At 53.5% G+C, this 17,873-nt stretch carries 22 protein-coding genes and 1 pseudogene; 18 read left to right on the forward strand and 5 right to left on the reverse strand.

Annotated features, from left to right (window positions below; all coding sequences use genetic code 11):
• The first annotated feature begins 62 nt into the window (after window positions 1–62).
• Entirely contained in the window at window positions 63–1,550 is a 1,488-nt protein-coding gene (gene amyA / locus WC7_RS11820; RefSeq protein ID WP_016153483.1) for an alpha-amylase, read from the forward strand.
• Between the two features lie 40 nt (window positions 1,551–1,590).
• Here the strand turns inward: amyA and yedD are convergent, their stop codons facing one another.
• The gene (yedD, locus tag WC7_RS11815; protein ID WP_016153484.1) at window positions 1,591–2,004 is read right to left on the reverse strand and encodes a lipoprotein YedD; all 414 of its coding nucleotides are present in this window, start codon (window positions 2,002–2,004) and stop codon (window positions 1,591–1,593) included.
• A 128-nt stretch (window positions 2,005–2,132) separates the two neighbouring features.
• On the opposite strand from yedD, the gene yedE reads away from it, so the two are divergent.
• Both yedE and yedF read left to right on the forward strand, forming a co-directional pair.
• Complete coding sequence (gene yedE / locus WC7_RS11810; RefSeq protein ID WP_369707973.1) at window positions 2,133–3,395, forward strand: selenium metabolism membrane protein YedE/FdhT; 1,263 nt, start codon at window positions 2,133–2,135, stop codon at window positions 3,393–3,395.
• Window positions 3,392–3,625 (forward strand): sulfurtransferase-like selenium metabolism protein YedF, encoded by a 234-nt coding sequence (gene yedF, locus WC7_RS11805; RefSeq protein ID WP_000790504.1) that lies wholly within the window; start codon window positions 3,392–3,394, stop codon window positions 3,623–3,625. The genes yedE and yedF overlap by 4 nt, the downstream gene beginning before the upstream one ends.
• Window positions 3,626–3,670: 45 nt before the next feature.
• Here the strand turns inward: yedF and fliE are convergent, their stop codons facing one another.
• On the reverse strand, window positions 3,671–3,985 hold the full coding sequence (fliE, locus tag WC7_RS11800) for a flagellar hook-basal body complex protein FliE (RefSeq protein WP_016153486.1): 315 nt from the start codon (window positions 3,983–3,985) through the stop codon (window positions 3,671–3,673).
• Between the two features lie 216 nt (window positions 3,986–4,201).
• Here fliE and fliF point away from each other — a divergent pair, with 216 nt between their 5' ends.
• From fliF to rcsA, 14 genes and pseudogenes are all read left to right on the forward strand, one after another.
• Window positions 4,202–5,884 (forward strand): flagellar basal-body MS-ring/collar protein FliF, encoded by a 1,683-nt coding sequence (fliF, locus tag WC7_RS11795; RefSeq protein ID WP_016153487.1) that lies wholly within the window; start codon window positions 4,202–4,204, stop codon window positions 5,882–5,884.
• Window positions 5,877–6,872 (forward strand): flagellar motor switch protein FliG, encoded by a 996-nt coding sequence (gene fliG, locus WC7_RS11790; protein ID WP_016153488.1) that lies wholly within the window; start codon window positions 5,877–5,879, stop codon window positions 6,870–6,872. Before fliF ends, fliG begins: the two co-directional genes overlap by 8 nt.
• On the forward strand, window positions 6,865–7,572 hold the full coding sequence (gene fliH, locus WC7_RS11785; protein ID WP_016153489.1) for a flagellar assembly protein FliH: 708 nt from the start codon (window positions 6,865–6,867) through the stop codon (window positions 7,570–7,572). Before fliG ends, fliH begins: the two co-directional genes overlap by 8 nt.
• A complete protein-coding gene (fliI, locus tag WC7_RS11780; protein WP_016153490.1) occupies window positions 7,572–8,942 on the forward strand; it encodes a flagellar protein export ATPase FliI in 1,371 nt (456 codons plus the stop codon). The genes fliH and fliI overlap by 1 nt, the downstream gene beginning before the upstream one ends.
• 21 nt (window positions 8,943–8,963) lie before the next feature.
• On the forward strand, window positions 8,964–9,407 hold the full coding sequence (fliJ, locus tag WC7_RS11775; RefSeq protein WP_016153491.1) for a flagellar export protein FliJ: 444 nt from the start codon (window positions 8,964–8,966) through the stop codon (window positions 9,405–9,407).
• Complete coding sequence (gene fliK, locus WC7_RS11770; protein ID WP_016153492.1) at window positions 9,404–10,618, forward strand: flagellar hook length control protein FliK; 1,215 nt, start codon at window positions 9,404–9,406, stop codon at window positions 10,616–10,618. Before fliJ ends, fliK begins: the two co-directional genes overlap by 4 nt.
• Window positions 10,619–10,722: 104 nt before the next feature.
• Window positions 10,723–11,190 carry a flagellar basal body-associated protein FliL gene (gene fliL, locus WC7_RS11765; protein ID WP_016153493.1) on the forward strand — a complete coding sequence of 156 codons (468 nt, stop codon included), beginning with the start codon at window positions 10,723–10,725 and terminating at the stop codon, window positions 11,188–11,190.
• Window positions 11,191–11,194: 4 nt separating this feature from the next.
• On the forward strand, window positions 11,195–12,199 hold the full coding sequence (gene fliM / locus WC7_RS11760; protein WP_003030434.1) for a flagellar motor switch protein FliM: 1,005 nt from the start codon (window positions 11,195–11,197) through the stop codon (window positions 12,197–12,199).
• On the forward strand, window positions 12,196–12,609 hold the full coding sequence (gene fliN / locus WC7_RS11755; RefSeq protein ID WP_003030433.1) for a flagellar motor switch protein FliN: 414 nt from the start codon (window positions 12,196–12,198) through the stop codon (window positions 12,607–12,609). The genes fliM and fliN overlap by 4 nt, the downstream gene beginning before the upstream one ends.
• A complete protein-coding gene (gene fliO, locus WC7_RS11750) occupies window positions 12,609–12,986 on the forward strand; it encodes a flagellar biosynthetic protein FliO (RefSeq protein ID WP_155849791.1) in 378 nt (125 codons plus the stop codon). The genes fliN and fliO overlap by 1 nt, the downstream gene beginning before the upstream one ends.
• Window positions 12,986–13,723 carry a flagellar type III secretion system pore protein FliP gene (fliP, locus tag WC7_RS11745; RefSeq protein WP_016153495.1) on the forward strand — a complete coding sequence of 246 codons (738 nt, stop codon included), beginning with the start codon at window positions 12,986–12,988 and terminating at the stop codon, window positions 13,721–13,723. The genes fliO and fliP overlap by 1 nt, the downstream gene beginning before the upstream one ends.
• A 9-nt stretch (window positions 13,724–13,732) precedes the next feature.
• The gene (gene fliQ, locus WC7_RS11740; protein ID WP_003030425.1) at window positions 13,733–14,002 is read left to right on the forward strand and encodes a flagellar biosynthesis protein FliQ; all 270 of its coding nucleotides are present in this window, start codon (window positions 13,733–13,735) and stop codon (window positions 14,000–14,002) included.
• A gap of 8 nt (window positions 14,003–14,010) precedes the next feature.
• Window positions 14,011–14,806 (forward strand): annotated as a pseudogene (fliR, locus tag WC7_RS11735) (flagellar biosynthetic protein FliR).
• A 279-nt stretch (window positions 14,807–15,085) separates the two neighbouring features.
• Window positions 15,086–15,709, forward strand: coding sequence for a transcriptional regulator RcsA (gene rcsA, locus WC7_RS11730; RefSeq protein WP_016153497.1), 624 nt, complete (start codon window positions 15,086–15,088; stop codon window positions 15,707–15,709).
• A gap of 54 nt (window positions 15,710–15,763) precedes the next feature.
• Here the strand turns inward: rcsA and dsrB are convergent, their stop codons facing one another.
• Window positions 15,764–15,952 carry a protein DsrB gene (gene dsrB, locus WC7_RS11725; protein WP_003030419.1) on the reverse strand — a complete coding sequence of 63 codons (189 nt, stop codon included), beginning with the start codon at window positions 15,950–15,952 and terminating at the stop codon, window positions 15,764–15,766.
• Window positions 15,953–16,115: 163 nt separating this feature from the next.
• Here dsrB and yodD point away from each other — a divergent pair, with 163 nt between their 5' ends.
• Window positions 16,116–16,343 carry a YodD family peroxide/acid resistance protein gene (gene yodD, locus WC7_RS11720; protein ID WP_003030417.1) on the forward strand — a complete coding sequence of 76 codons (228 nt, stop codon included), beginning with the start codon at window positions 16,116–16,118 and terminating at the stop codon, window positions 16,341–16,343.
• Between the two features lie 206 nt (window positions 16,344–16,549).
• On the opposite strand, the gene WC7_RS11715 is transcribed toward yodD, so the two are convergent.
• Window positions 16,550–16,732: a YodC family protein gene (locus WC7_RS11715; RefSeq protein ID WP_016153498.1), complete on the reverse strand. Its 183-nt coding sequence runs from the start codon at window positions 16,730–16,732 to the stop codon at window positions 16,550–16,552.
• 77 nt (window positions 16,733–16,809) lie between these two features.
• On the reverse strand, window positions 16,810–17,721 hold the full coding sequence (locus tag WC7_RS11710; RefSeq protein ID WP_016153499.1) for a DUF808 domain-containing protein: 912 nt from the start codon (window positions 17,719–17,721) through the stop codon (window positions 16,810–16,812).
• Window positions 17,722–17,873 lie beyond the last annotated feature (152 nt).

The raw sequence follows: 17,873 nt of genomic DNA on the forward strand, positions 1-17,873 counted from the left end.
GTCTCGTCTGAATAATCTTCCATACTCCAGAGGTCGGCCAAACGACTTCTGGAGCACGGAAGATGAAAAATCCCACGTTATTGCAGTATTTTCACTGGTATTACCCCGAGGGCGGTCAACTCTGGCCCGAACTTGCCGAACGCGCAGGTGGACTCAATGACATCGGCATCAATATGGTGTGGTTACCTCCCTCTTATAAAGGCGCATCCGGCGGCTATTCCGTTGGCTACGACTCCTACGATCTGTTTGATCTGGGCGAATTCGACCAAAAGGGAACCATCGCTACCAAATATGGCGATAAAAACCAGCTGCTGGCGGCGATAGACGCGCTAAAACACAATGATATTGCCGTACTGCTCGACGTGGTGGTTAACCACAAAATGGGCGCAGATGAAAAAGAGAATATTCGTGTCCAGCGGGTTAACGCCGAGGATCGCACGCAAATAGACGATGAGATCGTCGAATGCGAAGGCTGGACGCGCTACACCTTCCCTGCCCGCGCAGGCAAGTACTCGCAATTCATTTGGGACTTTAAATGCTTCAGCGGTATTGACCATATCGAAAACCCAACCGAAGACGGCATTTTTAAAATCGTGAACGACTACACCGGCGAAGGCTGGAACGATCAGGTTGATGATGAGTTGGGTAATTTTGATTATCTGATGGGCGAAAACATCGATTTTCGCAATCACGCCGTAACTGAGGAGATCAAATACTGGGCGCGTTGGGTGATGGAGCAAACCCAGTGTGACGGCTTTCGTTTAGATGCCGTGAAACATATTCCGGCATGGTTTTATAAAGAGTGGATTGAGCATGTGCAGGAAGTCGCCCCCAAGCCGCTGTTTATCGTCGCGGAATACTGGTCGCATGAAGTCGACAAGCTGCAAACCTACATTAATCAGGTGGAGGGGAAAACTATGCTATTCGACGCCCCTTTACAGATGAAATTCCACGAAGCCTCCCGTCAGGGACGCGATTACGACATGAGTCAGATTTTCACCGACACCCTGGTGGAAGCCGACCCGTTTCATGCCGTCACGCTGGTGGCTAATCACGACACTCAGCCCTTGCAGGCGCTGGAAGCCCCTGTCGAACCGTGGTTTAAGCCGCTGGCCTATGCGCTGATCCTGTTGCGCGAAAACGGCGTACCGTCGGTGTTTTATCCTGACCTCTACGGGGCACATTACGAAGATACTGGCGGAGATGGCGAAACCTATCCTATCGACATGCCGATCATTGAACAGCTTGATGAACTGATCCTCGCGCGCCAGCGCTTCGCGCACGGCGTACAGACGCTCTTTTTCGATCACCCTAACTGTATCGCTTTTAGCCGCAGCGGAACGGACGAGGATCCCGGCTGTGTGGTTGTTCTGTCTAACGGCGATGACGGGGAAAAGACCATCAATCTCGGTGCGAATTACGGGAATAAAACCTGGCGCGACTATCTGGGAAATCGCGAAGAAAGCGTGGTCACCGATGAAAACGGTGAAGCGACGTTTTATTGTAACGGCGGGAGCGTCAGCGTGTGGGTGATTGAAGACGTGTTATAAAGCTCAACCCCGGTGGCCGTTGGCTACCGGGGCGTATAGCTTATGGCAATGGCGTTGCCAGCGGCGTTTTCTTTAGCGCATCAGCACATTCCTGTGTCGGACGGTCAACCCGCTGCAGCGTCATACCGTCATATTCCAGCGTATTGCCTTCACGCTCAATCTCATACAGCTCGCGTTTCACCGTCACGTTGGTGAGATCGCCAGAGATCATCGTCAGTTTCCCCGGCAGCGCGATCACTCGCTGCCACTGGCGACAATCCAGCGTGTCGCCCTCTTTTGTTACCACCAGGCTGGCAATCGCTTCCGGGCTCACCAGACTGCGTTGCGGACCTTTTGACTGCCAGTATCCTTCCAGACCGGCTGGCGCTGGCGTTTTCACCACGTCGTTATAATTTTCTACTTCGGCGCATCCGGTAAGCGCCAGAAATACAGCAACGATTGCTAATTTTTTCATCATTCATCCTGCATGCGAAGAAAATGGGATTGTGGCATTAAAGGCCTGATGTCGCCAGCCTTTCGGCAGCGTCGAGAAAGATTGATCCAGACGGTGTTACCTCTTATTACTCATAGTCAAAAATTCTGATCGGTGTAGTATCCACACTTCTTGTTACATACCTTCTGAGTTCAGAGGCACAACGCATGTCATGGCAACACTTCAAACAGGCCTGGTTAATTAAATTTTGGGCCCCCGCCCCTGCGGTCATCGCAGCGGGTATTCTCTCTACTTATTATTTCGGCATTACGGGAACCTTCTGGGCCGTTACCGGCGAATTCACTCGCTGGGGTGGTCAAATCCTGCAACTGTTTGGCGTTCACGCCGAAGAATGGGGATACTACAAGCTGATCCATCTCGAAGGCTCACCCCTGACCCGCATTGACGGCATGATGATCCTCGGTATGTTCGGTGGATGTTTTGCTGCCGCATTGTGGGCAAACAACGTCAAATTACGCATGCCGCGCAGTCGGGTGCGCATTATGCAGGCGATAGTCGGCGGAATGATTGCCGGATTCGGCGCCCGGCTGGCAATGGGCTGTAACCTGGCCGCATTCTTCACCGGTATTCCACAGTTCTCGCTACACGCCTGGTTTTTCGCCCTGGCAACGGCTATTGGCTCATGGTTTGGCGCACGCTTTACCCTGCTGCCAATGTTTCGTATTCCGGTCAAAATGCAGAAAGTCTCCGCCGCTTCTCCGTTAACGCAAAAGCCAGATCAGGCCCGTCGCCGTTTCCGCCTCGGCATGCTGGTGTTTATCGCCATGATCGGCTGGGCGCTACTCACTGCGATGGATAAGCCCAAACTTGGTTTGGCCATGCTGTTCGGCGTCGGGTTCGGGCTGCTGATTGAGCGGGCGCAAATCTGCTTCACCTCCGCCTTCCGCGACCTGTGGATTTCCGGTCGCACCCATATGGCGAAAGCGATCATCTTCGGGATGGCGGTCAGCGCCATCGGTATCTTTAGCTACGTACAACTGGGCGTCGAGCCTAAAATCATGTGGGCAGGTCCGAATGCGGTGATCGGCGGCTTGCTGTTCGGCTTCGGCATTGTTCTGGCGGGCGGGTGTGAAACGGGCTGGATGTACCGCGCCGTTGAAGGCCAGGTGCATTACTGGTGGGTGGGTCTGGGCAACGTTATTGGCTCGACCATTCTGGCCTACTACTGGGATGCTTTTGCTCCCGCGCTTGCCACCAGTTGGGACAAAGTGAATCTGCTCAACACCTTCGGCCCGCTCGGTGGCCTGCTGGTAACCTATCTGCTGTTATTTACCGCGCTGATGCTCATCATCGGCTGGGAAAAACGCTTCTTCCGTCGCGCTGGGCTGACGCCTGCCAAGGAGTCTGTATGAAAAATATCGTGCCTGATTATCGCCTCGATATGGTCGGCGAGCCGTGCCCGTATCCGGCTGTCGCCACACTGGAAGCGATGCCGCAATTGAAGAAAGGTGAGATTCTGGAAGTGGTGAGCGATTGCCCGCAGTCAATCAACAATATTCCACTGGATGCGCGTAATCACGGCTACACGGTGCTGGATATTCAGCAGGATGGTCCAACGATTCGTTATTTAATTCAGAAGTAATGCGATTCTCCCGTTGCCCGACGCAGCGGGAGAATGTTCGGCTTGCTACACCTGCATCGACATCACTTCCTGATACGCCGACACCAGTTTGTTGCGCACCTGGATCCCCATCTGCATCGATACCGACGCTTTTTGCATATCGGTCATCACATCGTTCAGCGCAATACCCGGTTCACCGAGGGTAAATTTCTCAGCCTGCACACGGGACGCGGTTTGTACATCGCTGATCCTGTCTAACGCCGCATGCAGTTGACCGGCAAAGCTCACGGTCGGTTGTGGCTGCATATCCTGCATTTTTGCTGACATCGCCGTGGTCTGTAGCTGGCTGATGACCCCTTCAATCCCCTGTATTGCCGACATTCTGATCCCCTGGATAATTTTTTACGTAGTTGAGATTACCAGTTAGTCAATAAGATAAAGGCGTTAAATAACGATAAAAAACCACGGTTTTTAACGCATAGAAAAATTCGAAACCGCAAATAATGAGACCGTCAATTTTTCGAGTTTGCTGACCCGGGAGTGAGTCTTGTTCCACTTTGCAAAAAACGCCGTCCACGATAAGCCACGAGGTGCGAGATGAGTGCGACAGCATCGACTGCAACCCAGCTTAAACCTCTCGAGTGGTTAAACCGCCTGCGCGCGAATCCCAGAATTCCTCTGATTGTGGCGGGAGCCGCTGCCGTCGCGATCATCGTGGCGATGGTCCTGTGGGCCAAAGCGCCTGACTACCGCACGCTGTTCAGCAATCTTTCCGATCAGGATGGTGGCGCGATCGTCACCCAACTGACGCAGATGAACGTTCCCTATCGTTTTACTGAGGGAAGCGGCGCCATTGAAGTTCCTGCCGATAAAGTCCACGAACTGCGTTTACGTCTGGCGCAGCAAGGTCTGCCCAAAGGCGGCGCGGTGGGTTTTGAACTGCTGGATCAGGAAAAGTTTGGTATCAGCCAGTTTAGCGAGCAGGTCAACTACCAGCGCGCGCTGGAAGGTGAATTAGCCCGTACGATTGAAACGTTGGGACCGGTAAAACGCGCCCGCGTGCATCTGGCTATGCCGAAACCGTCGCTGTTTGTGCGTGAGCAAAAAGCGCCTTCAGCCTCCGTCACCGTCAACCTGGAGCCGGGTCGCGCGCTGGATGAAGGTCAGATCAGTGCGGTCACGCATCTGGTTTCCAGCGCTGTTGCAGGCTTGCCGCCGGGCAACGTTACGCTGGTCGACCAGGCGGGTCATCTGTTAACCCAGTCAAATACCAGTAGCCGCGATCTTAACGATGCGCAGCTGAAATACGCCAGCGACGTCGAAGGCCGCGTTCAGCGTCGTATCGAATCGATTCTGTCGCCAATTGTCGGCAACGGTAACGTACATGCGCAGGTCACCGCGCAGCTGGATTTTGCCAACAAAGAGCAAACCGAAGAACAGTACCGTCCAAACGGTGATGAGTCCCAGGCCGTGCTGCGTTCTCGTCAGTTGAACGTCAGTGAGCAGGTCGGTAGCGGAGCACCAGGCGGCGTCCCGGGCGCGTTGTCAAATCAGCCCGCTCCGGCAAATACTGCGCCAATCGCCAACCCACCCGCTAATCAGCAAAACGCGCAAAATACGCAAAACGCACAGACGGCGAATAACAGTAATAATGCCGCCCCGCGCAATACTCAGCGCAATGAAACCAGCAACTATGAAGTTGACCGCACCATTCGCCATACCAAAATGAACGTTGGCGATGTGCAGCGTCTCTCGGTGGCTGTCGTGGTCAACTACAAAACGTTACCAGACGGCAAACCGTTGCCGTTAACCGCCGAGCAGATGAAACAGATTGAGGATCTGACCCGCGAAGCGATGGGATTCTCCGACAAACGTGGCGATACCCTGAACGTGGTGAACTCTCCCTTCACGGCGACCGACGATTCCATGGGCGAGCTACCGTTCTGGAAACAGCCGTTCTTTATTGACCAGTTAATGTCCGCAGGTCGTTGGTTGCTGGTTCTGCTGGTGGCGTGGATCCTGTGGCGGAAAGCCGTTCGTCCGCAGTTGGTCCGTCGCAGCGAAGAAGCGAAAGCCGTACAAGAACAAACGCGTGTCCGTCAGGAAACCGAAGAAGCGGTAGAAGTTCGCCTCAGCAAAGACGAACAAACCCAGCAGCGTCGTACTAATCAGCGTCTGGGAGCAGAAGTCATGAGTCAGCGTATTCGTGAAATGTCAGATAACGATCCGCGCGTCGTGGCGCTGGTCATTCGCCAGTGGATGAGCAACGATCATGAGTAATCTTACCGGTACCGATAAAAGCGTCATCCTGCTGATGACCATTGGCGAAGATCGCGCGGCGGAGGTGTTTAAGCACCTTTCCACGCGCGAAGTTCAGGCGCTCAGTACGGCGATGGCGAATGTACGCCAGATTTCCAACAAGCAGTTGACGGAAGTGCTGGCCGAATTTGAACAAGAAGCCGAACAGTTTGCCGCGCTGAATATCAACGCCAACGAATATCTGCGCTCCGTGCTGGTGAAAGCGCTGGGCGAAGAACGTGCCTCCAGTCTGCTGGAAGATATTCTGGAAACCCGCGATACCACCAGCGGCATTGAAACGCTTAACTTTATGGAGCCGCAAAGCGCCGCCGACCTTATCCGCGACGAGCATCCGCAGATTATCGCCACCATTCTGGTGCACCTCAAGCGGGGCCAGGCTGCCGATATACTGGCGCTGTTCGACGAGCGTTTACGTCACGACGTGATGCTGCGTATCGCCACTTTTGGCGGCGTACAGCCTGCCGCACTGGCAGAACTGACCGAGGTTCTCAACGGCCTGCTCGATGGCCAGAACCTCAAGCGCAGCAAAATGGGCGGCGTGAGAACGGCGGCAGAAATTATCAACCTGATGAAAACCCAGCAGGAAGAAGCGGTTATTACCGCCGTACGCGAATTCGACGGCGAGCTGGCGCAGAAAATTATCGACGAGATGTTCCTGTTCGAGAACCTGGTGGATGTCGACGATCGCAGTATCCAGCGCCTGCTGCAGGAAGTAGATTCCGAATCGTTGCTGATTGCCCTGAAAGGTGCCGAACAGCCGCTGCGCGAGAAGTTCCTGCGCAACATGTCGCAACGTGCTGCCGATATTCTGCGCGACGACCTCGCCAACCGCGGTCCGGTGCGTTTGTCGCAGGTGGAAAACGAACAGAAAGCCATTCTGCTTATTGTGCGTCGTCTGGCGGAAACCGGCGAGATGGTGATAGGCAGCGGCGAGGATACCTATGTCTAACGAACTGCCGTGGAAAGTCTGGACCCCGGACGACCTCGCCCCACCGATGGCGGAGTTCGTACTGGCTGACCACAGCGAAACCCCGCTGTCAGAAGAAACAGCAGAACCAGAGCTTTCCGCAGAGCAACAGCTTGAACAGCAGCTCGCACAGCTGCAACTGCAGGCCCATGAGCAAGGTTATAACGCGGGTCTGGCGGAAGGTCGACAAAAAGGCCACGAACAAGGTTATCAGGAAGGCCTGAGTCAGGGGCTGGAGCAAGGCCAGAACCAGGCGCGCGCTCAGCATGCGCCGATCCATGCCCGCATGCAGCAACTGGTGAGCGAGTTTCAGAATACGCTGGACGCACTGGACAGCGTCATTGCCTCGCGTCTGATGCAAATGGCGCTGGAAGCTGCGCGTCAGGTTATAGGTCAGACGCCTATTGTGGATAACGCTGCGCTGATTAAACAAATCCAACAGCTGTTGCAGCAAGAACCGCTGTTTAGCGGTAAACCGCAGCTACGCGTACATCCGGACGATCTCCAGCGTGTAGAAGAAATGCTCGGTGCGACCCTCAGCCTGCACGGCTGGCGGCTGCGCGGCGATCCGACGCTGCATCACGGCGGCTGTAAAGTCTCAGCCGATGAAGGCGATCTGGATGCCAGCGTCGCCACGCGCTGGCAAGAACTCTGCCGTCTGGCAGCGCCGGGAGTCGTGTAATGACCACTCGCCTGACTCGCTGGCTCAACACGCTGGACAGCTTCGAAGAGAAAATGTCGCTACTGCCTGCGGTGCGCCGTTACGGTCGCCTGACCCGCGCCACTGGGCTGGTGCTGGAGGCCACTGGATTACAGTTGCCGCTGGGCGCCACCTGCGTTATTGAACGCCAGGACGGCAACGAAACCCAGGAGGTCGAAAGTGAAGTCGTGGGCTTTAACGGTCAGCGTCTGTTTCTGATGCCCCTCGAAGAGGTTGAAGGCGTTCTGCCCGGCGCACGCGTGTACGCAAAAAACATTGCCGGAGAAGGCCTGCAAAGCGGGAAGCAATTACCGCTTGGCCCTGCATTGCTGGGTCGGGTGCTGGACGGGAGCGGCAAACCGCTCGACGGTCTGCCCGCCCCGGATACCACCGAAACCGGGGCGCTGATTACGCCGCCGTTTAACCCGCTACAACGCACCGCGATTGAACACGTCCTGGATACCGGCGTACGCCCCATCAACGCGTTGTTAACCGTCGGTCGCGGTCAGCGTATGGGACTTTTCGCGGGTTCCGGTGTCGGTAAAAGCGTTCTGCTCGGCATGATGGCGCGCTATACCCAGGCCGATGTTATCGTCGTCGGTCTGATTGGCGAACGTGGTCGCGAAGTTAAAGATTTTATTGAAAATATTCTCGGTACCGACGGTCGTGCGCGCTCGGTGGTGATTGCCGCTCCCGCAGATGTCTCGCCGCTGTTACGTATGCAAGGCGCGGCCTATGCCACGCGTATCGCCGAAGATTTTCGCGATCGTGGACAGCACGTATTGCTGATTATGGATTCCCTCACCCGCTATGCGATGGCGCAACGTGAGATCGCGCTGGCGATCGGAGAGCCGCCGGCAACGAAAGGTTATCCCCCCTCAGTATTCGCCAAATTACCGGCACTGGTCGAACGTGCCGGGAACGGTATTCACGGCGGCGGTTCCGTTACCGCGTTTTACACGGTACTGACCGAAGGTGACGACCAGCAGGACCCCATTGCGGATTCCGCGCGCGCGATTCTGGACGGCCACATTGTGCTGTCCCGTCATCTGGCCGAAGCGGGTCACTATCCGGCCATCGATATTGAAGCCTCGATCAGCCGCGCCATGACCGCGCTTATTAGTGAACAACACTATGCGCGGGTACGTAACTTTAAACAGCTGCTATCCAGCTTCCAGCGCAACCGCGATCTGGTCAGCGTGGGGGCGTATGCCAAAGGCAGCGATCCCATGCTGGATAAAGCCATCGCCCTATGGCCACAACTGGAAGCATTCTTACAGCAAGGCATTTTTGAACGGGCGGACTGGGAAGATTCTCTGCACGCGTTAGAACTGATTTTCCCTGGTGTGTGAGTAAGCAGGAGAGCATAGGTCATGGCACAACATGGTGCATTAGCCACACTGAAAGACCTGGCTGAAAAAGAGGTAGATGACGCCGCTGTCTTATTGGGAGAGATGCGTCGTGGCTGTCAGCAGGCGGAAGAGCAGTTGAAAATGCTGATCGATTATCAGCATGAGTACCGCAACAATCTGAACAGTGACATGGGTCAGGGTATTACCAGTAATCGCTGGATCAATTACCAACAATTTATTCAGACGCTGGAAAAAGCGATTGAGCAACACCGCCAACAGCTCAATCAGTGGACGCAGAAAGTAGACCAGGCATTGAACAGTTGGCGCGACAAAAAACAACGTTTACAGGCGTGGCAGACTCTGCAGGACAGACAAACCTCGGCGGCGTTACTGGCCGAAAACCGCCTGGATCAGAAAAAAATGGATGAATTTGCTCAGCGTGCAGCTATGAGGAAACCCGAATGATTACTTTACCCCAACTGATTACCACCGACACCGACGTAGCCGCAGGTCTTCAGTCAGGCAAAGCGGTTGATTCACCCGAGGATTTTTTAGCGCTGCTGGCGGGTGCATTAGGTGCGGACAACGCGCAGGGTAAAGACGCCCCGCTGTCGTTTGCCGACTTACAGGCGGCCGGTAGCAAACTACAAAAAGGGTTATTGCAAAAAAATGGCGATTCAGCACCGTCGCTCAAGTTGACCGAACTACTGGCGCAAAAAGAGATGCACACTGATGCTTCTCTTGTCGACATGACAGACGCCCAGCAACTGTTGTCTGCCCTCACGCCCTCACTGAAAGTTAATGCCCTGACGACTCTGGGCAAAGTCGCTCAGCAGGATGAAAAAAACACCGCACTGAGCGATGAGGATCTCGCCAACCTGAGCGCGTTGTTCGCCATGCTGCCAGGACAACCGCAGACCACGCCTGCCGTCGACAGCGCGCCAGCCCCCGTTGATGCAACGCTTTCGGCGTTGTCACGAGGCTCGGTACACAGCGCTATCGCCGATAATGCTGGCGAATTGCTGCCAGGTGATGCCAAAAAAGGCAAAGCGGATATTGCAACGCCTGCCAGCAGCGTAGATCAGACAAACAATCCGACATTAACCCCGTTGACGGCAGCGGCGACGACCAGAGCGGAAATTGAAAGCTCCCCTTCGCCGACCAGCATTGGCATGACGACAGCGCCGTTAAGTGGCCCGCAGTCCCACGCTCAGCCGTTACCGACCGCCGCACCTGTGCTAAGCGCACCATTGGGTAGCCAGGAATGGCAGCAATCACTAAGCCAGCACGTCACTCTGTTTACTCGCCAGGGCCAGCAAAGCGCAGAACTGCGTCTGCATCCACAGGATCTGGGCCAGGTGCACATTTCCCTCAAGCTGGATGACAATCTCGCGCAGTTGCAAATGGTATCGCCACACAGTCACGTGCGCGCTGCGCTGGAAGCTGCGTTACCGATGCTGCGTACGCAGTTGGCTGAAAGCGGGATCCAGCTTGGGCAAAGCAGTATCAGTAGTGAAAGCTTTGCCGGTAATCAGCAGTCTTCCGGGCAGCAACAGCAGGCGGGTCGCGCCCAGGGACAAGACATTTTTGCCGCTGAAGATGACGCCGTACTGGCAGCGCCCGCCTCACTGCAAGCCGCAGCACGCGGTGATGGAGCAGTAGACATCTTCGCCTAACGCCAGAGGTAGCATGATTATCCGCGTCTTTTCCACGCTTTGTCGTGGACAGGACACGGGATAATCAGCCCATAAGCTGTACCGAAACAGGAAGCCCGTATCTGATGACTGACTCCGCGATTAACAAAAAAAGTAAACGCGCTATTTGGATCCCTCTGCTGGTATTGATTACCCTCGCCGCCTGCGCAACTGCGGGTTATAGCTACTGGCGTATGCAGCAGCAGCCGTCCGCCAGCGTCAAAGCGGAACCGGCTCCACCGCCAGCCCCGGTATTCTTTGCGCTGGATACCTTTACCGTCAATCTGGGTGATGCGGACCGTGTACTGTATATCGGTATCACGCTGCGCATGAAAGACGAGGCAACGCGTTCACGTCTTAACGAATATCTGCCGGAAGTGCGCAGCCGCTTGCTGCTGCTGTTCTCTCGTCAGAACGCGGCTACGCTCGCCACCGAAGAAGGTAAGCAACAGCTCATTGCCGCCATCAAAGAGACGCTCGCGACTCCGCTCGTTGTTGGGCAACCCAAACAGGTTGTCACCGACGTTCTTTATACAGCTTTTATTCTGCGGTAAAGACATGGGCGACAGTATTCTTTCTCAGGCTGAAATCGACGCATTGCTTAATGGCGATAGCGAAACTAAAGACGAACCCATTTCCGGTATCGCAAAAGAAAGCGATATTCGTCCTTACGATCCCAACACCCAGCGCCGCGTGGTACGTGAGCGTTTACAGGCGCTGGAGATCATTAACGAACGCTTCGCGCGCCAGTTCCGTATGGGGTTATTTAACCTGTTGCGCCGTAGCCCGGATATTACCGTGGGTGCGATCCGTATCCAGCCATACCACGAGTTTGCACGCAACTTACCGGTTCCGACCAACCTGAACTTAATCCACCTGAAGCCGCTGCGCGGTACGGGTCTGGTGGTGTTCTCACCGAGTCTGGTATTTATCGCCGTCGATAACCTCTTCGGCGGTGATGGCCGCTTCCCGACGAAAGTGGAAGGCCGTGAATTTACCCATACCGAACAGCGCGTTATCAACCGCATGCTGAAGCTGGCGCTGGAAAGCTACAGCGACGCGTGGAAGGCCATCAATCCGCTGGAAGTGGAATACGTTCGTTCCGAGATGCAGGTGAAATTTACCAATATCACCACGTCTCCTAACGACATCGTGGTCAATACCCCATTCCACGTTGAAATTGGCAACCTGACCGGTGAATTTAACATCTGTCTGCCATTCAGCATGATTGAACCGTTGCGTGAGCTGCTGGTGAACCCGCCGCTGGAAAACTCGCGTAATGAAGATCAGAACTGGCGCAATAATCTGGTGCGTCAGGTTCAGCATTCTGAGCTGGAGCTGGTGGCAAACTTTGCTGACATTCCGCTGCGGCTATCCCAGATTTTAAAACTGAAACCCGGCGATGTACTGCCGATTGAAAAACCCGACCGCATTATTGCTCATGTGGACGGCGTGCCTGTACTGACCAGCCAGTATGGCACGGTGAACGGTCAGTATGCGTTACGCGTAGAACATCTGATAAACCCGATTTTGAATTCGCTGAATGAGGAACAGCCCAAATGAGTGATATGAATAATCCGTCCGATGAGAACACTGGTGCATTGGACGATCTGTGGGCTGACGCGTTAAACGAGCAAAAAACCACGCCCACCAAAAGTGCGGCCGATGCGGTATTCCAGCAGTTAGGTGGCGGCGACGTCAGCGGTGCCTTGCAGGACATCGACCTGATCATGGACATTCCGGTCAAACTGACCGTCGAATTGGGCCGAACCCGCATGACCATCAAAGAACTGCTGCGTCTGACGCAGGGTTCGGTCGTCGCGTTGGATGGGCTGGCGGGCGAGCCGCTGGATATCCTGATCAACGGTTACCTGATTGCCCAGGGTGAAGTGGTGGTTGTCGCAGACAAATACGGCGTACGTATCACCGACATTATTACCCCATCTGAACGCATGCGCCGTCTGAGCCGTTAATCATGAATACCCAGGCTACAGTTTCTCAGCCAGCCGCCGTACCCAGCTCACCGCTGGTTCAGGTAAGCGGCGCGCTGCTTGGGATCATCGTATTGATCCTGGCTGCAGCCTGGGTGATTAAGCGTATGGGGTTTGCCCCCAAAAGCGCCGGTACGCGCGGACTGAAAGTTGCGGCAAGTACCTCACTGGGTCCACGTGAGCGCGTGGTGATTGTTGAGGTTGAAGATGCGCGCCTGGTACTGGGCGTCACGGCCTCGCAAATTAACGTGCTGCACACCCTGCCCCCGGCGCCTGCTGATGCAGAAGAAAAACCGGCCTCCCCCGCGGATTTCCAGGCCATGATGAAGAGTTTGCTTAAGCGTCCCGGGAGATCCTGATGCGCCGTTTGTTATCCATCACGCTGGCAGGCTTATGGCTTTTCAGCCCAGTAGCCCTCGCTCAGCTCCCGGGTCTGGTTAGCCAGCCGCTGCCTGGCGGCGGACATAGCTGGTCTTTACCCGTGCAAACGCTGGTGTTTATCACCTCGCTGACGTTCCTGCCCGCCATTTTATTGATGATGACCAGCTTCACCCGCATCATCATCGTTTTCGGTCTGTTACGAAATGCGCTGGGAACCCCTTCGGCCCCCCCGAACCAGGTGCTACTGGGCCTGGCGCTATTTTTGACCTTTTTCATCATGTCGCCGGTAATCGACAAAATCTACGTCGACGCATATCAGCCGTTCAGCGAAGAGAAAATCTCTATGCAGGAAGCCATGGAGAAAGGCGCACAGCCGCTGCGCGAGTTTATGTTGCGCCAGACCCGTGAAGCCGATCTGGCACTCTTCGCGCGCTTAGCAAACAGCGGTCCCCTACAGGGACCAGAAGCCGTACCGATGCGGATTTTGCTTCCAGCCTATGTCACCAGCGAGCTGAAGACGGCATTCCAGATAGGCTTTACCATTTTTATTCCGTTTCTGATTATCGACCTGGTCATCGCCAGCGTGCTGATGGCGCTCGGGATGATGATGGTCCCCCCGGCCACGATCGCGCTACCGTTCAAGCTGATGCTGTTTGTGTTGGTAGACGGTTGGCAGTTGCTTGTCGGCTCGCTAGCTCAAAGCTTTTACAGTTAGAGGCGCGAAATGACACCTGAATCGGTCATGATGATGGGCACAGAGGCGATGAAAGTCGCCCTGGCCCTTGCCGCGCCTTTGCTGTTGGTCGCCCTCGTCACAGGTCTTATCATCAGTATTTTGCAGGCGGCGACCCAGATAAACGAAATGACGCTGTCCTTCATTCCCAAAATTGTCGCGGTTTTTATTGCCATCATTGTTGCCGGCCCGTGGATGCTTAACCTGCTGCTCGACTACGTACGTACGCTGTTCAGCAATATCCCCTACATCATCGGGTAGATGACATTATGCTGCAGGTGACCAGCGTTGAGTGGCTCCACTGGCTGAATCTTTACTTCTGGCCTTTGCTGCGCATCCTGGCGCTCATCTCAACGGCTCCAATTCTCAGCGAGCGCGCGATCCCCAAACGAGTAAAACTGGGGCTGGGGTTAATGATAACCGTCGTTATCGCTCCGTCGATTCCCCCGGTAGACGTCCCTATCTTTTCTATCGTGGCGCTATGGCAGGCAATGCAACAAATCCTGATCGGCATCGCTCTGGGCTTCACTATGCAGTTTGCCTTCGCGGCAGTACGTACCGCCGGGGAATTAATTGGTCTGCAAATGGGTCTCTCCTTCGCAACCTTCTTTGATCCCGGCAGCCGTCTGAATATGCCGGTACTGGCGAGACTGATCGACATGCTCGCCATGCTGTTATTCCTGACTTTTAACGGCCATTTGTGGCTTATTTCGCTGTTGGTGGATACATTTCATACCTTGCCAATCGGCGGCAATCCGGTGAACAGCAATGCGTTTCTCGCGCTGGCGCGGGCGGGTAGCCTGATTTTCCTCAACGGGCTAATGTTGGCCCTGCCGATAATGACGCTGCTACTCACCCTAAACCTCGCACTCGGTCTGTTGAATCGCATGGCTCCTCAACTGTCGATTTTCGTCATCGGTTTTCCACTCACCCTCGCCGTGGGTATTTCATTAATGGCAGCCCTGATGCCATTAATTGCGCCATTCTGCGAGCGATTATTCAGCGAAATTTTTAATTTGTTGGCTGATATTGTCAGCGAAATGCCAGGAAAATAATAACCCTTAATTTTTATCCTGTTTTACTAAGGATTGTCCTAAATTTAAAAAGTGACAACATCCACCAGGATATCTCTGTCGCGGTTTATTTATTATTGACTCACTCACATAACGCAACATTTACTTTACTTTAAGATGTTTCCTGGCAAATTATACGCAACTTTACGGGATAGTAATTTCGCCTGAAAAACAGCGAAAGCGTCATCTTGGGTCGTTATTATTCCGTTTAGTTGTGATGAAAATAATCAGGTAAGGGGAATTATCGTTACGCATTGAGTGAGGGTATGCCATGTCAACGATTATTATGGATTTGTGCAGTTACACCCGGCTAGGGTTGACCGGATATCTGGTAAGTCGGGGGGTGAAGAAAAGGGAAATCAACAACATTTCCAACGTTGAGGAGCTCAGTCTCGCCTGTGTCTCTCAACAGCCCGCTGTGGTGTTTATTAATGAGGACTGCTTTATCCACGATCCTGCTAATAGCCAGCAAATAAAGCAAATCATTAATCAGCATCCCGGCACATTATTTATTGTGTTTATGGCAATTGCCAACGTGCATTTTGATGAGTATCTATTAGTCAGAAAAAATTTATTGATTAGTTCTAAGTCGATTAAACCAGATTCACTGGATGAACTCCTTGGCGATATTCTGAAAAAAGAAGTAGATTTTGTCATTGATGTGAATCTGCCGACATTATCATTGAGCCGTACCGAGTCCAGCATGCTACGCATGTGGATGGAGGGTCAGGGAACAATACAGATATCCGACCAAATGAATATCAAGGCCAAGACCGTGTCATCCCATAAGGGGAATATAAAACGAAAGATAAAGACGCATAATAAGCAAGTTATCTATCACGTTGTGAGACTCACCGATAACGTTACCAATGGTATCTTTGTGAATACGCGCTAACACGTTCTGACTGGTGGCGAATCCACCAGTCAGGATCATGCAGCAAAACTCACCTTATTCTACTTTTTCCACGAAGATACCATCCTGATGACCTGACTCATTAAAGAACCAGATACCGAGCGGGTAGTCTTCCAGCGAAACCAGGTACATGGTGCCTTCACTAAACTCTTCGATAGCCAGTACCACACCCGGTCGACGAGGACCGCCGTCCGTTTTGACTGTGACCCGATCATTCACCTTCATAGTTTTCCTCCTGTGGCTTTGTGCCAGTGTAGAACAATTTCCTTTTTCTGGCAGCGCCCGCCTCGCGCGATTGCGGGTTTTATCGACGGTCTATACTTAAGTTGTGCGTATCTGATGTTTGGATGCGCTCCCCCGGTATCCTTAACGGTTGAGAGGTATGAGGATGAAAACCGCGAAAGAGTACAGCGATACGGCCAAACGTGAAGTCAGCGTCGATGTGGACGCGCTACTGAAGGCAATCAACGAAATCTGCGAGAGTGAAATTCATCGCAGTCAGGATGACCCGGAACGCGTCAGCGTCGACGGACGTGATTACCACACGTGGCATGAACTGGCCGACGCGTTCGAGCTGGATATCCATGATTTTAGCGTGTCGGAGATCAATCGCTGACTGAGGGCGAAAAAAATCCCGGCCCTTATCGGGTCGGGATCAAGCTTGCTTATGCAAGAAGCACTTGAAAATTCGTTACACCAGGAAATCTGATGTGAAACAAACCTTATCTGCAATTTTTTTGCCTGACAAGTAAATAATTCTCACTAAAATGATAAATATAACTAATGATTGAAAGATCACCCGGTTACGCGCACCCCAGGTGTTCAGGCATCCTGGCAGAGTTTTCTTCGCTCGCCCGGCACCAGTTCATCTTCACGGAATGCTTCCCGTTTGACGCCAAAGCCGTCGTACCAGCGACACTCCACCATTCCGCTGGCATACCCGGTAACGATCATACGTGGGCCACCCTCTTTGGAGGTGACTTCCTCACTGACAGAAAAGACCATACCTGCCTCCTGTATCAAGAGAAACCTTTACACCTTAGACGACAAAGAAGGGTTTTGCGTAATCAACCCTGCGACAATTAGTGCGAAACTCCGCGCACTCTGGCGACACCTTTCACCAGCAGCACCACTATTGCGCCAATGATAAAACCGAGCACCAGATTCAGCAGGGTCGGAAGCATCAGCGCAATCAATGCACTTTGCTGTTGGGCAAAATGTTCAATCGCATGATGCAGCGGTGTTATTCCGTGCACCACAATTCCGCCGCCAACCAAAAACATCGCCAGCGTGCCGACCACGGAAAGTGTTTTCATAAGCCAGGGGGCAACGACCAGCAATCCTTTACCCAGCGACTGGGCCAGCGTACTGCGCTTTTCTGCCAACCAGTATCCGATATCATCGAGCTTAACGATAATCCCGACCAGGCCGTAGACGCCCACAGTCACCACTAACGCGATGCCAGATAACACCAACACCTGATTCAACAATGGCGCATCCGCTACGATCCCCAGCGTAATCGCGACAATCTCAGCAGATAAAATAAAGTCGGTACGTATCGCCCCTTTGATTTTATCTTTCTCAAAGGTGAGCGGATCCTGTGCTGCCAAAGATGTCAGACGCTGCTGGCGCTCTTGCGGGGTTTCTTTGTGCTTACGCGCTTCCAGGGTATGGAGAACTTTTTCTACACCTTCAAAACAGAGGAACGCCCCGCCTACCATTAATAAGGGGGTGATCGCCCAGGGAATGAAGGCGCTTATCAATAGCGCCAACGGCACAAGGATAACTTTGTTAACAAACGATCCTTTCGTGACGCTCCAGACCACCGGGAGTTCGCGATTCGCCCGCACACCCGACACCTGCTGCGCGTTAAGCGACAGATCATCGCCCAGCACACCCGCGGTTTTTTTCGCGGCCAGTTTTCCCATGACAGAGATATCATCCAGCAAAGTGGCGATATCATCGAGTAAGGTCAATAAGCTACTTCCTGCCAAAATTTTTACCCTCAATATTATTTTTTTGCAGTCATAAGTATGAAGTAAAACACGCAATGCTGAAACTGACCTTTCTGGTCAACAAATTTTTAACATCGGCACGTAATTATAAATCTCGCCAGCAAGATAGTTTTGACGTTTACTATGTTGCA

Origin of the sequence: Citrobacter sp. KTE151 (genome assembly GCF_000398845.1) — a bacterium.
Taxonomy (GTDB): domain Bacteria; phylum Pseudomonadota; class Gammaproteobacteria; order Enterobacterales; family Enterobacteriaceae; genus Citrobacter; species Citrobacter braakii.